General features: G+C 37.0%; 12 protein-coding genes. All 12 read right to left on the bottom strand.

What is annotated here, in order from left to right; all coding sequences use genetic code 11:
- Positions 1 to 8: 8 nt before the first annotated feature.
- Entirely contained in the window at positions 9 to 1,850 is a 1,842-nt protein-coding gene (gene dnaK / locus KHY58_RS00780) for a molecular chaperone DnaK (protein ID WP_004697142.1), read from the bottom strand.
- Between the two features lie 27 nt (positions 1,851 to 1,877).
- A complete protein-coding gene (gene grpE, locus KHY58_RS00775) occupies positions 1,878 to 2,423 on the bottom strand; it encodes a nucleotide exchange factor GrpE (RefSeq protein WP_004696996.1) in 546 nt (181 codons plus the stop codon).
- Positions 2,423 to 3,451, bottom strand: coding sequence for a heat-inducible transcriptional repressor HrcA (gene hrcA / locus KHY58_RS00770; RefSeq protein WP_021148127.1), 1,029 nt, complete (start codon positions 3,449 to 3,451; stop codon positions 2,423 to 2,425). Before hrcA ends, grpE begins: the two co-directional genes overlap by 1 nt.
- 397 nt (positions 3,452 to 3,848) lie before the next feature.
- Complete coding sequence (locus KHY58_RS00765; protein WP_004695732.1) at positions 3,849 to 4,451, bottom strand: nitrite and sulphite reductase 4Fe-4S domain protein; 603 nt, start codon at positions 4,449 to 4,451, stop codon at positions 3,849 to 3,851.
- 81 nt (positions 4,452 to 4,532) lie between these two features.
- Positions 4,533 to 5,717, bottom strand: coding sequence for a radical SAM family heme chaperone HemW (hemW, locus tag KHY58_RS00760; RefSeq protein ID WP_077708391.1), 1,185 nt, complete (start codon positions 5,715 to 5,717; stop codon positions 4,533 to 4,535).
- 4 nt (positions 5,718 to 5,721) lie between these two features.
- Entirely contained in the window at positions 5,722 to 7,521 is a 1,800-nt protein-coding gene (lepA, locus tag KHY58_RS00755) for a translation elongation factor 4 (protein WP_278471535.1), read from the bottom strand.
- A gap of 38 nt (positions 7,522 to 7,559) precedes the next feature.
- Positions 7,560 to 8,621 (bottom strand): tRNA 2-thiouridine(34) synthase MnmA, encoded by a 1,062-nt coding sequence (gene mnmA, locus KHY58_RS00750; RefSeq protein WP_021148124.1) that lies wholly within the window; start codon positions 8,619 to 8,621, stop codon positions 7,560 to 7,562.
- A gap of 198 nt (positions 8,622 to 8,819) precedes the next feature.
- Positions 8,820 to 10,058, bottom strand: coding sequence for an aminotransferase class I/II-fold pyridoxal phosphate-dependent enzyme (locus KHY58_RS00745; protein WP_021148123.1), 1,239 nt, complete (start codon positions 10,056 to 10,058; stop codon positions 8,820 to 8,822).
- Positions 10,055 to 10,984, bottom strand: coding sequence for a tRNA (adenosine(37)-N6)-dimethylallyltransferase MiaA (miaA, locus tag KHY58_RS00740; RefSeq protein WP_278471533.1), 930 nt, complete (start codon positions 10,982 to 10,984; stop codon positions 10,055 to 10,057). Before miaA ends, KHY58_RS00745 begins: the two co-directional genes overlap by 4 nt.
- On the bottom strand, positions 10,981 to 11,793 hold the full coding sequence (locus KHY58_RS00735; RefSeq protein ID WP_021148121.1) for a class I SAM-dependent methyltransferase: 813 nt from the start codon (positions 11,791 to 11,793) through the stop codon (positions 10,981 to 10,983). The genes miaA and KHY58_RS00735 overlap by 4 nt, the downstream gene beginning before the upstream one ends.
- Position 11,794: 1 nt before the next feature.
- A complete protein-coding gene (gene mutL, locus KHY58_RS00730; protein WP_077708390.1) occupies positions 11,795 to 13,846 on the bottom strand; it encodes a DNA mismatch repair endonuclease MutL in 2,052 nt (683 codons plus the stop codon).
- Positions 13,846 to 16,479, bottom strand: a complete 2,634-nt coding sequence (gene mutS / locus KHY58_RS00725) for a DNA mismatch repair protein MutS (protein ID WP_004697306.1) — start codon at positions 16,477 to 16,479, stop codon at positions 13,846 to 13,848. The genes mutL and mutS overlap by 1 nt, the downstream gene beginning before the upstream one ends.
- Positions 16,480 to 16,488 lie beyond the last annotated feature (9 nt).

The raw sequence follows: 16,488 nt of genomic DNA, 5'->3' as shown, positions 1-16,488 counted from the left end.
AACCCTTCTTATTTCTTGTCATCATCCACTACTGTGTAATCAGCATCAACTACATTGTCATCAGATTTTGTTTGTTGTTGACCTTGTTCAGCACCACCAGCTGCTTGTTGAGCTTGTTGAGCTGCTGCATACATTTGTTCTGCTAATTTATGTAATGGTTGTTCCAAAGCTTCACTATCTTTTTTGATGTCTTCGATATTGCCAGCTTCGATAGATTTTTTCAATTTATCTTTCGCTTCTTCTACTTCTTTCATCAAAGCAGCATCGCCTTTACCTTCAAGGTCTTTCAATGCTTTCTCAGCTTGATATACTAAGGAATCAGCATTGTTTTTAACATCTAATTCTTCTTTTCTAGCTTTATCTTCCGCTGCATGAGCTTCAGCTTCTTTAACCATGCGGTCAATTTCTTCTTCTTTCAAGCCGCTAGAAGAAGTAATGGTAATCTTTTGTTCCTTTTGAGTACCTAAATCTTTAGCTTTTACATGTACGATACCATTAGCATCGATGTCAAATGTTACTTCGATTTGAGGAACCCCACGAGGAGCAGCTGGGATACCATCCAAGTTGAAACGACCCAATGTTTTATTATCTGCTGCGAACTCACGTTCACCTTGCAATACATGGATATCTACAGATGGTTGGTTATCTGCGGCAGTGGAGAATACTTGAGATTTAGATGTAGGGATTGTAGTGTTACGATCGATAATACGTGTGAATACGCCACCCATTGTTTCGATACCAAGGGACAATGGCGTTACGTCAAGTAACAATACGTCTTTAACTTCACCTACTAATACGCCACCTTGAATAGCAGCACCAATAGCTACACATTCATCAGGGTTAACATTTTTAGTTGGTTCTTTACCCAATACTTTTTTGATTGCTTCTTGTACAGCTGGAATACGGCTAGAACCACCAACTAACAATACTTTATCGATATCGGATGCAGATAAGCCAGCATCACTCATAGCTTTACGAGTAGGTTCTATAGTAGCTTGTACCAAATCAGCAGTTAATTCTTCAAATTTAGCACGAGTCAATGTTACATCCAAATGTTTAGGACCAGTAGCATCAGCTGTGATAAATGGCAAGTTGATATTTGTGCTAGCTACGCCAGACAATTCAATTTTTGCTTTTTCAGCAGCTTCTTTTAAACGTTGATCAGCTAATTTATCATTGGATAAATCGATACCAGTTTCTTTTTTGAACTCTTCAATAAGGTAGTTCATAATGCGTTGGTCGAAGTCATCCCCACCAAGGTGGTTATTACCAGATGTTGCTAATACTTCAAATACACCGTCACCAAGTTCAAGGATAGATACGTCGAATGTACCACCACCAAGGTCAAATACAAGAACTTTACCATCTTCATCTTTATCTACACCATATGCAAGAGCAGCTGCTGTAGGTTCGTTGATGATACGAAGTACTTCAAGACCTGCAATGGCACCTGCGTCTTTTGTAGCTTGACGTTGAGCATCTGTAAAGTATGCAGGAACTGTAATAACAGCTTGTTTTACAGGTTCGCCCAAGTAAGCTTCTGCATCAGCTTTGATTTTTTGAAGAATCATTGCAGAAATTTCTTGAGGAGTATAAGATTTACCTTCTACAGTTACTTTGTAGTCTGTACCCATGTGACGTTTAATAGAAATGATTGTATTTTCTGGGTTAGATACAGCTTGACGTTTAGCCAATTGACCAACTAAACGTTCTCCATTTTTTGCAAACCCAACAACGGAAGGAGTTGTACGTGCACCTTCTTGATTTGTAATAACCGTAGGTTCGCCGCCTTCCATAACAGCAACACAAGAGTTTGTTGTCCCTAAATCAATACCAATTACCTTTGCCATAATATATACCTCCTAAAACTTTATAATCTATTCAACAACTTTTACCATTGCTGGACGTATACAACGACCATCAACAGTATAGCCAGTTTGCAATACTTCACACACCGTATCGGATTCATATTCATCTGACGGTACACGCATAATCGCTTGATGGAAATTTGGATCAAATGGTTGCCCCACAGCTTCAATAACAGCTAAACCATGTTTAGATAACATAGCCATCAAATTTTGATGAATCATAATGAATCCATCGAGGAATACTTTTGCTTCCCCTTCTGCAGGACTTTGAACGGCCCGTTCAAAGTTATCCAATACAGGAAGAAGGTCCGTTAATACATCCCCTTTTACATATCCAGCAAGTTGCTCTTTTTCCTGGTTAGTACGACGTTTGAAATTTTCAAAGTCCGCTTGTAACCGTTTATAGCGATTATCAAAGTCGGCTTTAAGTTCTTCTAACACTTGAGCAGCATCAGCCACAGCTTCTTCAGTTTTTTCAACAGTTGGTTCCTCTACATTCGTAGTATCCTCTGTTTCCTCCACTGTTTCTTGTTTAATGTCTTGTTCTTCAGCCATTATTTGCCCTTTCTGTTTTGTTCTTTTACCATAGTTTCCATTATATGTTTCATATGGGACAACATGCCGATGATACGTCCGTATTCCATCCGCGTTGGACCAAGAATAGCAAGAGTTCCGATAGGCTGATCTTGATTCGTAAAATCAGCTTGTACCACACTCATTGAATGTAGCGCTTCAGTTTCATTCTCAATACCAATCTTGACCTTAACAGGTGTTGGAGAATCATCTTTTAATAACTGTCCTAATTGATTTTGTTCTTCCACTAAGGAAAGCAAGGGTTGTACCTTCTCAACAGACTTAAACTCTGGTTGATTTAACAACTCTGTGGTACCTACCGAATAGAACAACTTACGTTTATTAATAGCTCGTAATAATGTCTCCGAAAGGATTAATAAAATTCCCTGCGGTCCTTCCATATGGACCAATATAGATCCTAAGGCCTCAGCCGTTACATGACCAATACTTACATTCTGTAGTGCATTGCTAAATTGTATGGCTAGACTTTGTAAAAGCTCTGGTGAAACACTTTCACCAAAGTACATCAACTCATTATCGAGTGCTCCTGTTTCAGTAATAACTACCATAATGGCTTGATGACTATCTAGCGGTAATACATGAATGTATTTGATTAATGCTCTATCATGGGCTGGTGCTAAGAATAAACTCATGCTATGACTTACCTGTGAAAGTAGTTTAGCCATATTTAGAAAGAGTTCACTCGTTGATCCATTGGAACGTTTCCATAACATTTCAATTTTTTCAGCATCCTGTAATGGAACAGGTTGTCGACTCAGCATAGAATCAACATATAAGCGATAGCCCTTAGCTGAAGGAATACGCCCAGCCGATGTATGAGGTTGCTCTAAATAGCCTAATTCCTCTAAATCGGACATTTCGTTCCGCACCGTAGCAGGACTGATGCCAAGATCATAATTTTTAGCAATCGTTCGAGATCCTACAGGTTCTGCGGACTTAACATAGTCTTCAATTATGGCTCGCAAGATGCGCTGTTTTCTTTCATCCATAATGACACCTCTTGTTAGCACTCATTAACTTTGAGTGCTAATCGCATGTATAATATTATCATATTCAAAAAAAATGTCAAGCAGAAAAATCCTTAAAAAGTCAAATAATATCTATTTAGTCAAAAAGACAATTCAATATTTTTAATTAATTGGTCAAAAAATCAAAGTGTAACAATAAGAAAACACTTATACTATCTACGTTTATGTCATATCCTAAAATTTAAATATTAGAATATATTGGTCTAATAAAATTTATATTATTAAAACCTGAAATAGTATAAGTGTTTATATATAATAATTTAGTTGTCAATAAACTCTTAGTTAAAATACTTTTTTGGCCCAAGAATTTACGGACTATAAACTATAAATCAATTAGAACTAAAATGTACTAATTAATTTATAGATCTACCCCTTCTAATGGATTACCAAGACGCTCCAACAGTTTCCCCATACGTTCACGAGGTTCACCATATTTAGCATACCAATCAATCAAAATATCTACAGCTTTTTTAGATTGCTCAATAGTTAGTTTTCTTGCTAAAATTTTTCCTGCTTCAGGTCTCATGCCTGTATTACCACCAACAGCCAACATAAAACCTTGAGATGTACCAATAAAGGCAATATCCTTTACCATTGCATCTGGGCAGTTACGTCCACATCCACTGATGCCGATTTTGCACTTGTGAGAGGTTTTTCGGCCGTAATGTTTTCTCTCTACATAATCAGCCAATTCTTTAGTTTCCATTTGTCCATTTTTACAATGGCCTTTACCTACACAAGCAATTAAGGAATTAACACCTCTATGAATAACAGTTGTCACGCCATCAGGCAATTCAGAAATAAACTGTTCCTTATCATCTTTTTCAATACCTGTAATTTGTATACCTGTTACAACATGACGGAAGGATCCACCATATTTTTCAGCAAGTTCTATGCATGCTTTCATTTGATCTAAAGTAAATTCATTATGTAAACCGTGTAATATTACAGATGTCTTCATCGCTCCTCCTCAAATCTAGCATGCTTATTCACCATCATCCTATTTATACTAACATATTAGATTTTGAGAAACTGTGAGAAATTACTCACGAATAAATTGACTAAATACATAGTTCCCATGCTTGGCACCTTCAGCGGTTAAATGATAACTTGCATTTTGATACTCTAATAGACCTTTACTAACTAAATCCTCTAAAGTAGTAGCAAACAAATCATGGATAGATACGCCAAATTTATCTTCGAATTTTTGCTTATCAAGGCCCCATTTAGTGCGAAGAGCTAAAAAACAAAAATCCTCTTGAGCTCGTTCTAAAGTAATCGTCTCCGTATCGATAGTAGGCATAATATATCTGTCAACAGATTGTATATAGGGCATTACATTACGATTATTACTACGGCGTACTCCGTCATAGAAGGAATGAGCACCAGCACCAAAGCCTAAATAATCTATATAGTGCCAATATTTTAAATTATGACGACTATAGGAATTAGCCTTGGCGAAATTTGAAATCTCATATCGTTCAAAGCCTAAATCTTTTAATCCTTCCATCATCGTATCATACATGGATTCATCAATGGTTTCACTAGGAATAGAAATAAGGTTCTTTTGTACTAAATGATATAGATACGTTCCTACCTCAACTTGAAGTCCATACGTTGAAATATGATTAATCGGTAAATCTTTTACAATATCTAAATTATGTTGAATATCCTCTAATGTTTGTCGTGGCAAACCATAAATCAAATCAATATTGATATCGGTAAAGCCCGCCTCTTTAGCATCATAAACGGCTTGTTTTGCCTGTTCCCCGTTGTGACTGCGATGAAGCAATGTAAGCGCCTTATCATCAAATGTTTGAACACCAAAGCTTATACGATTAAATCCTAGTTTAACAAGTTTCGTTAAATACGATAGATCTACTTCCCCAGGATTTGATTCAATAGTCATATGACAATCGTCAGAAATTGTAAAAGTATTTTTGATTTTATCAAGAATCATCTGTAGTTGTTGAATCGATAATTCTGTAGGCGTACCTCCACCAAAATAAATTGTATCAATAGCTTTAGATGTAGACTCTGGATGTTCAAAGACCCATAAATCGATTTCTTGAACTAAAGCATATACATAGGTTTCGTAATAATCTTGTAAATTTTGATAAGCAGGAAAATCACAATACATACATTTCTGTTTACAAAAAGGGATATGGACATACAGCCCCATATCCCTCAGCGTAGACAGATTCAGAATATCAGAATCTGTTTTCATTTTATTAGTCCTCAACCTTGAGAATCACCATGAATGCTTCTTGCGGGATCTCTACGGAACCGACGGACTTCATGCGTTTCTTACCGGCTTTTTGTTTTTCAAGTAATTTACGCTTACGAGAAATATCACCACCGTAACATTTTGCCAAAACATCCTTACGCCAAGCTTTTACAGTTTCACGAGCCACAATTTTTGTACCTACCGCCGCTTGAATAGGAATTTCAAACATTTGACGAGGAATCAATTCTTTCAATTTCTCAGCTAATGCACGACCACGTGTAGCTGCACGGTCTTTGTGTACAATAATGGATAATGCATCTACAGGATCTCCATTTAAGAGAATATCCATCTTAACCATTGGAGATTGTTTATATCCAATCAATTCGTAGTCAAGAGATGCATATCCCTTTGTAGCGGATTTTAATTTATCAAAGTAATCATAAATGATTTCACTCAATGGCAAGTGATAAACGACAGATACGCGTGTTTCATCCAAATATTCCATAGATTGATATTCACCGCGTTTATCTTGAGATAATTCCATGATAGTACCAACAAAATCTTTAGGTACAATTGTTGTAGCCTTTACATAAGGCTCTTCGATATAGTCAATTTCCGTTGGAGGTGGTAATTTAGCAGGATTATCGACTTCGAGCATTTCCCCATTTGTTTTGTACACTTTGTAATTTACAGATGGAGCCGTCGTAATAAGCGTCAAGTTATATTCACGTTCTAAACGTTCTTGAATTACGTCCATATGCAAAAGACCGAGAAACCCACAACGGAAACCAAAACCCAATGCCAATGATGTTTCTGCTTCATATTCTAAGGCAGCATCATTAAGCTGTAACTTTTCTAATGCATCCCGAAGGTTTTCATAATCTTTAGATTCTGTTGGATAAAGGCCACAGTACACCATAGATACAGCCTTACGATAACCAGGCAATGGTTCTGATGCAGGATTATTAGCTAATGTTACAGTATCGCCTACATGGCAATCTTTTACATTTTTGATGCTAGCTGCAATACAACCTACTGAGCCACATGGTAATTCTTGCACAGGTACAAGATTGGGAGTAAAAATACCGAGTTCTGTAACATCAAAGTCCTTTTTATCATGCATCATGCGAATTGTATCTTTTGCTTTTATAGACCCTTCTTTTACGCGGACATAAGCAATAGCACCTTTATACACATCAAAACGGCTATCAAAAATCAAGGCTCTTGTTGGCTTATCAGATTTATCTGGTGGTGCAGGAACTTTATTTACAATAGCTTCTAAAATATCAGGAATACCGATACCTGATTTGGCAGAGCATAATACAGCATCAGAAGCGTCTAAACCAATAATATCTTCAATTTCTTGTTTAACGCGATCAGGATCTGCTGACGGCAAATCAATCTTGTTAATAACAGGAATGATTTCAAGATCATGTTCTAAAGCGAGATATACATTTGCCAACGTTTGTGCTTCCACACCTTGTGCAGCATCGACTACGAGTAATGCCCCTTCACAAGCTGCAAGAGAACGAGATACTTCATAGCTGAAATCGACGTGGCCCGGAGTATCAATGAGATTCAAAATATATTCTTCACCGTCTTGAGCTTTATACAAAATACGAACAGATTGCGCTTTAATAGTAATGCCGCGTTCACGTTCAAGGTCCATGGAGTCCAAAACTTGAGCCTCCATTTCACGTTTTTGTAATGTACCAGTATATTCAATTAATCTATCAGCGATGGTTGATTTACCATGGTCGATATGAGCTATAATACAGAAGTTTCGAATCTTTTTCGTTGACATACTATGTAAACAAGTTCAAAGAACTTGTATTCTCCTTTCTAACATACGCGATCGATAACAGCACCTCCCAATAATTGAGTGCCATTATAAAAGGCTACAGACTGACCTGGGGTAATAGCCCGTTGTGGTTCTTCAAAAATAACCTCCATTGTATCGTCATCTAAAATACGTGCTATGCAAGGAGAAGGGTTAGCTGCATAGCGAATTTTTCCTTCTGCCTTCAATTCCTTATGAATTGTATCATCTAAGAAGTTATAGAACTTACAAATCATGCGATTTGTAAAGAGACGTTCGTTAGGACCCACGATGACCTCATTACGATCCCCATTAAATCCAATAACATATAAAGGGTGTTTATATGCAATACCAAGACCTTTACGTTGACCAATCGTATAATTAAATAAGCCGTTGTGCTTACCTAATACCTCACCATCTTCGGTAACGATATTACCAGACTCTGGTTTACCCTTCATTTCTTCGACCACTAGCTTTTGATAGTTCCCATGAGGCAAGAAACAAATATCCACGCTATCTGGTTTTTTAGCGACTGGCAAATCATATTCAGCAGCTAATTTACGTGTTTCAGTCTTACATTGACCACCTAATGGGAACATAAGATGACTCAAAATACGTTGGTTCATATTGTACATAACATAACTTTGATCTTTTGTAGGATCAACACCTTTATGTAACTCATATAGACCTGTTTCTTCATTATAATTTACTTGTGCATAATGACCAGTTACCATATGTGTGGCACCTAATTCAAGAGCACGATTGAGCATCAAGTCAAACTTGATGTTCTTGTTACAAAATACACAAGGATTTGGCGTACGACCATAGGCATATTCTTTTACAAAGTAATCTACTACGTTTTCGTAGAATACATCACGAGCATCGATAACATGATGCTCGATACCAAGAAAATCACACATCTTCTTAGCATCAGTTACGGCAAGAGGCACCTCATCATAGGGCGTACCACTCACCCATAACCATAGGGTAATACCAAATACTTTATAGCCTTGTTTTAATAGCATTGCAGCAGTTAAAGAACTGTCTACGCCGCCACTCATAGCTACAGCGATAACTTTTTCCATACTTTCTCCTTTTAATGATCTCTTGATCATAAAACTAATCAGGGTGAAAGCCTGACGTGTAAAACACTAGTTCGGTGTAAAAGTCCGAGTAGTATTGCTATAAAATTATAGCAACTTATATTATAGCCTAGAAATAGGTATATTGAAAAGATTTGAAATAAAAAGAATCCCTTTCACAAAAGAAAGAGATTCTAAATATTATCTATGTTTTAATAGTTCTTCAGCAGCTCCTAAAATACCAAGCATGGAATGTTCAAATACTAGGCCACCCTGCATGAAAATTGTATATGGTGGACGTATAGGACCATCGGCACTGAGTTCAATAGAGGAACCTTGTACAAAGGTACCACCAGCCATGATGATTTTATCTTCGTACCCAGGCATATCCCCAGGAATAGGATGTACGTGAGCATCTACAGGAGAATAGGCTTGCATACCTACACAGAAATGCTCCATTTCTTCCCCATTTTTCAGATTAATGGCTTGAATCAAATCATAGCGATCAGCATTTACCTTAGGGAATACATCATAGCCTAGTAACTCACCTACAGCAGCCGTATATACAGCACCTTTAAGAGCTTGTAATACTACGTGAGGTGCCATAAATAAACCTTGGAAGAACAAGCGATAACCAGGAGCATATGAACCCATATGATCGCCAAGTCCAGGAGCTGTCAATTGATACGCTGCATCCTCTACAAGGTTTTCTCTACCAACAATATAACCACCAGTTGGTGCTAAACCGCCACCTGCATTTTTAATGAGAGAGCCAGCCATAATATCAGCACCAGCTTCTAATGGTTCTTGCAGCTCTGTAAATTCACCGTAACAATTATCTACGAAACAAATCGTTTTAGAATTTTTAGCTTTTACAGCATCTACAATAATCTTAATATCTGCAATAGATAAAGGTTCACGAGTGCTATAGCCTCTAGACCGTTGAATGACTACTACCCGCGTATTATCGTTAACAGCGTTAGCAATAGCTTCAACATCATAAGTATTATCTTTCAATGGTACCTCAGTATAGGTAAAGCCTTTTTCTACTAAAGAACCACGTACTTCACGAGCGGCACCGATAACGGATTGCATCGTATCATAAGGAGCCCCTACGGCATAGATAAACTCTGTCCCTTTAGAGCCATTTCCCATCAAAGAAATTAATGTAGTAGCTAACGCATGTGTACCAGAAACAAAATGAGGACGAATGATAGCCTTTTCACCTTTAAATACATAGGCAAATACTTCATCTAATTTTTCACGCCCTACGTCGTTATATCCATAACCAGTAGTACCAGTGAAATGATAATCAGATACTTGGCATTCCTTAAAGGCTTCTAATACTTTTTTTGTATTGGCCAATGCAATAGGTTCAAATTTCTTAAATTCTGGTTCAGCCATTTCTAGGGCTTTACTACGTATTTCTTCTAATGTCATGCTAATCCTTCTCTACGGATTAAATCCATAGCTTTATTAAATATAAAATCTTTAGATGTATTGCTATCAATATGTATCCATTCTATATATGGCATACGTTTATACCATGTAATTTGGCGCTTAGCAAAGTGACGTGTATTCTTCTTAATTAAGTCACGACACTCATCTAATATTATATTGCCATTTATATAGTCAACAACTTCTTTATAGCCAATACCTTTAAATGCTTGGCAATCTGGCTTCACACTAAATTTTATGAGTTGTTCCACTTCTTCAATCAAGCCTGCATCAAACATCATATCAACCCGTAAATTGATGCGCTCATATAGTTTATCACGATCTCTCATAAGACCGATAACAGGTCCTTTATAGGATACACCATCTTTTGTCTGATTTCGCAACGAATCTACATCACCATGATGTAATATCTCAATAGCTCGATACAAACGATGTTTGTCGCTATATTGTATCTCTATATTATGCTCTTTACCTAATGTGAAAGCATAGTCTCGTAAGCCTTCAATACCTTTTGTACTATAGATCTCATCGAGTTCTGCTCGCAAATATTCGTCAGGTTTAACATCATTAAAGTTGTAGTTCTCCAATAATGATTGGACATACAGTCCTGTACCACCAGACAGAATAGGAAGAATATTTCTATCTTTTAATCTTGCAATTATTTCTTTAGCTTGATTTTGAAAAATAGATACCGAATATGAATCATTTGGTTCCAGTATATCGATGAGATGATGTTTCACCCGATTAAGTTCATCCACCGATGGTTTAGCGGTACCAATATTAAGTTGTTTATAAACCTGGTAAGCATCACCAGAAATAACCTCAGCATGTAGCTGTTCTGCTAATTCCAAGGTAAGATCTGTTTTGCCTACCGCAGTAGGTCCAACGATGGTAATTAAGGGATTCACAATAACTCCTTCATATATATTCCATAACCTATACGGCTATATTTTCCCCCCACCCATTGGTGAGGTGGATATTTCTGAAAGACAGAACTAAATGGTCGTTCTTTAATAATAACACCATAAGAGGCAACACGCATAGCTTCCTCCATAATTTTATCATCAATACGACTTTCCACAGTATGTCCACGAAGTGGTTTAAATTGAGGACTATCCTCTACAGGGACCTCAAACATAGGATCAAAATAAATAATATCTATACTTTCATCTGGTAGATTAGGTACATAGTTTTCAAAGGTATCATAACTTACCTCAATACGACGTAATGCGTCCGTCACACTTTTCACATTATGCGAATAATGAGATAAACCATAAGATGTGGCAAGCCATATAGATAGAGAACCTTCTAGACCTTTTATTTTAGCCTGAGGAAAAGCATAGCTCATGACGATACTGTCACTACCAAGACCAATTGTACAATCAAGAAACGAAAATTCTTCTTTATCAGTTATTTCATTAGTACTTAGTATTGTCTGAACAGCATTAATTAAATGATCTCCTTCTCCACGTTGCAAACGTAGTATACGTAATTGAGCCATGGATAAATGAAAGCTATGTTGCTGATTATCAGGAAAATGAATAGTTAAGCCATTACCAGAAAGAACAGCAATAAAATCACATGGATGAGCATTAAATAATGCTGGTATAGATAATTTTCCTCTTTTTATATAGGCCATATGCATAGAGGAAGCCAAAGCTTTGGCTTCCTCTTGAATGGCCTCATTAGATTTTTGAGCTGTAGTTAATATATTCATATTAAGACCGTAAGAATAATTTACCTAATTCATCAGGTGTAAATTTGATAATCGTAGGACGACCATGAGGACATACATATGGTTTTTCGGTACTAAATAAGTCCTCAATTAAGGTAGTCATTTGATACATATTTAAATTATGACCTGCCTTGATGGCCCCTCTACAAGATGCATAAGCTAACATTTCATGTCGTAATTGGGCCTTAGTAGGCTGTTGATGATCATGTAAGTAAGAGAATATATATTGCAGAATTTCAAATGCTTTTGACTCTACTAAATCTACTGGAGCCCCTACTAATTTTATCTTAGTAGGACCACCTAACTCTACATCAAAGCCAAGATCAAGTAATGTTTCTCGTTCTTCCTCTACTAAATTCATTTCATCATTTGTGGCCTCACTATACTGAGGAACCAAAATAGATTGCATAGGAATCGATTCAGAAGACTTACACAACTTATCATAACGCACACGCTCATGTGCAGCATGTTGATCTATGATATATAGATCATCACCTTTTTTAGCTAATATATAACAAGATGCAACTTGACCCATTGGTAAAAAGCCCGAGTTTTGAATTGTACGTTCTTCTATCTCTTCGTTACGAATATCGTGAGACAAGGATTTAAACTTCTCTACATCTTCCGAAGTATAACTAGTGTATGCAGTAGGAACAGCTTCAAAACTTTCATCTACAAAAGAGGATTGTTCATAAGTAGCCTTAGGTGCAGGTGGTGTATACCCCTTTGTTTTAAGATTTTCCACAAACTGCGAAGTTTCACCGCGCATGACTTCATAGCCTTTTGTACGGCGTCCACCAAAAACCTTATCATAATCTATAGCTGTTGCTATATGTTCAGCTGACTGCATCGAATCGTGTACAACAGTAGGTGCTTGATAAGAATCATAAGTAGTATTACCAGCTAAGAATGTACTATTAGAACTAAAATTCTTAATATCACTATTACTATTACTATTACTAGCAATATCATTACCATATTTATCGGATATGTTAGCAACTGTACCAGTCATATAAGATGATGACTCTCGTTCGTATCTCTCATGGAGTGGATTATTTAAAGCATTTAAGATACCGTGATATACGGCTTTAAATATAATCTTATCATCTGAGAATTTAACTTCACTCTTGCGAGGATGTACGTTTATATCAACCATTCTCGCAGGCACAGTAATATTTAGTACCACTAAAGGATGACCATTTTTCGGCAATAGTGCATGGTATGCATTATCGATAGCCTTCATTATGGTTTTATCAGAAATCACGCGATTATTGACGATAATGGTCTGCCATATCCTTGTACTTTTAAGAAGTGTGGGCTTACTCACTACGCCATCGATATAGATAGAATCACTTTCATAAGCAACAGTAAAAATATCATCTTTGGTTTTATATCCATATAGCGCAGCTACAGTATCACTAATATCGCCATTTCCTGGTGTGATAATAGCTACCCGATCATCTATGATAAGCTTAAAAGAAATATGTGGATTACTTAGAGCTAATTTCCCTACAATATCTTGAATTTTAGAGGCTTCTGTACGCTCCGTTTTTAAGAATTTACGACGAGCCGGCGTATTATAAAATAAATCTTTAATTTCGATAGTTGTACCAGGTGCCGCACCATAAGGAATGCAATCGGTAAAAGTGCCGCCATCAACAGTAATACGAGTCCCCAAATCAGAGTCTGCTTTACGAGTAGTCAAAGAGAAATGAGATACAGAGGCAATACTAGCCAAAGCCTCCCCACGGAAGCCTAGGGACGCAATATCAAAGAGGTCCTCTACTTGTTGAATTTTAGAGGTTGCATGACGTAGAATCGCCAAGCGAGCATCTTCCTCCGTCATACCGATACCATTATCAGTAATCCGCATATAGGCCACACCGCCTTCACCAATTTCAACCTCAATATTAGTGGCAGACGCATCAATAGAGTTTTCAATGAGCTCTTTAATAACTGATGCGGGACGTTCAACGACTTCACCGGCAGCTATCTTATTGATTGTCGTTTCATCCAATACGTGAATGGTTGCCATTATTTCCCGCCTCCTTTACGAGCCTCCTCTTGTAGTTCATATAATTTATTTAATGCTTCAATTGGAGTCATGCTCATTACATCGACTTCCAGTAAACTATCTACTACGGAATGGGTAAATAAATTGCCTAGTGGAGAATCACTAACTTGCTTAACCGCTGGTTTTGCCACATTAGTAAGTTGAGCACCCATAACTCGATTATTTAAGTCACTTGCATCATGACTTTGATCTTCCAAGGATTCTAAAATCACTTCAGCTCGTTTTAATACAGAGTTAGGTAGGCCCGCCAGTCTGGCAACATGGATACCATAACTGCGATCTGCACCACCTTTAATGATACGACGCAAGAAAGCAACATCTTTCCCTTTTTCTTTAACTGCAACGGTATAATTTTTTAATTTACTATAGCTTTCTTCTAAGCAAATCAATTCATGGTAGTGCGTTGCAAATAAAGTCTTGCTATGAATGTGCTTACAAATATGTTCCACTACGGCTTGTGCGATACTCAAACCATCAAAGGTACTCGTACCCCGACCAATTTCATCGAGAATAATTAAACTATTATGAGTAGCATTTTCTAAAATATACGCTACCTCTTTCATTTCTACCATGAACGTGCTTTGACCAGTAGAAATATCGTCGCTAGCACCGACACGTGTAAAAATACGATCCACAGGTGAGATAGACGCTTCACGAGCAGGGATAAAGGAACCAATCTGTGCCATAATCATTAAGATAGCCGCTTGACGCATGTAAGTAGATTTACCTGCCATATTAGGGCCTGTAATGAGTAAAAATTCTTCTTCATCATGATTTAAAACGATATCATTTGGTACGAATACCTCACGTTTTAAGAACTTTTCAATAACAGGATGACGACCATCACGAATATTGATTTGACCATTCATCACAATAGTTGGACAAATATAGTTTTCTTCGTATCCAACTAATGCTAATGAGCATAATACATCAAGGTCTGCAAGAGCACGAGCCGTTTCTTGCACATCTTTGATAACGAGTTTAATATCATTACGCAATTGTTGATATAGTTCGTGCTCTAAAGCGATGATTTTATCTTTTGCGCTGAGAATTTTAATTTCAAACTCTTTTAACTCAGGCGTAATATAGCGTTCAGCATTGGCCAGGGTTTGTTTTCGTATGAAATAGTCTGGTACTTGTTCTGATTTACTATGGGATACCTCGAAATAGTAACCAAACACTTTATTGTAACCAGTCTTAATTTTTGAAAGCCCTGTAGCTTCTTTAATATCCGCTTCCATCTTAGCAAGCCATTGCTCGCTATTAGTCGCTAAAGAACGTAGCTCATCTAAATCAGCATTAAATCCATCTTTAATAACACGACCGTCTTTTAATGTCAACGCTGGTTGCTCTGCAATAGCTCGACATAATAAGTCATAAATATCTTTATGATCTTGCATGCGCTCATTAATAGATGTTAAAGCTAGACTTGAACATGTACCTAATACATTCTTAATATCAGGTAGAACTGCTAATGACTCACGAAGAGCCGTTAAATCTCTGGGAGACACAGATCCGGTTTCAACACGACCAACGATGCGTTCAAAATCGTAAATACAATCTAAAAAGTTACGAATATGAGAACGTTCAGCACCGCGTGTAATAAGTTCTGAAACGGCTGCTTGACGACGTTGTATTTGATTTATATCAGTTAATGGACTTTCAAGCCATTGTTTTAAAAGGCGTGCCCCCATTGGTGTCAACGTACGATCTAGTACATCCAGTAAAGTACCTTTTTGTCCACCATCGCGTAAATTATGAGTAATTTCAAGGTGCCGCAAAGAAGATGTATCAAGAATAAGGCGATTACCTACACTTAATTGATGTACATAGTTGATATGAGAAATTTCAGATTTAATGATATCCTCTAAATATAAAAGCATATAACCTAATGCTTCCCATACATCCTCTTCCATAAGGCCTAAATCACCGAAATGAGTTACAGCTTTTTCAGCTACTTCACGTTGTGTATAGTATGTAGAAAAAGGAGAAAATACGACATTACTAAATTGATTTTCAATAAAATCCTGAATATCTTGCGGTAATATCGTTCCTTCAGGCAATATGATTTCACTTGGTCTATACATGCTGAGTGCATCGTACATATCACTGCGTTTTTCACAATCAGTAATGCGGTGCCAAATAACTTCCCCTGTAGATACATCAGAAAACACAAGAATCCACGTATCTTTTACCATATAAAATAATGATAAAAAGTTATTTGACCGTGCATCGTTACCATTTTCTGTCATCACTGTACCAGGAGTAACAACTTTAATGACATCGCGCTTAACAATGCCTTTAACTGCTTTAGGATCTTCTAGTTGTTCACAGATAGCAACTTTATATCCTTTTTTTACAAGCGTTTCTATGTAGCTTTCAGCCGCATGAAAAGGAACGCCACACATCGGTGTGCGTTCCTCATCTCCTGTAGGACGACCTGTTAAGGTAATATTAAGTTCACGTGATGCGACTAAAGCATCCTCATTAAATAATTCATAAAAATCACCTAATCGAAAGAACAATAATTCTTCAGAGTATCTAGATTTAATATCTAAATACTGCTCCATCATAGGTGTTTGCTTTTTACTCATATTCACCTC

Source organism: Veillonella parvula, assembly GCF_018366295.1.
GTDB lineage: Bacteria > Bacillota > Negativicutes > Veillonellales > Veillonellaceae > Veillonella > Veillonella parvula_P.
This window is presented reverse-complemented; position numbering and strand designations above follow the sequence as displayed.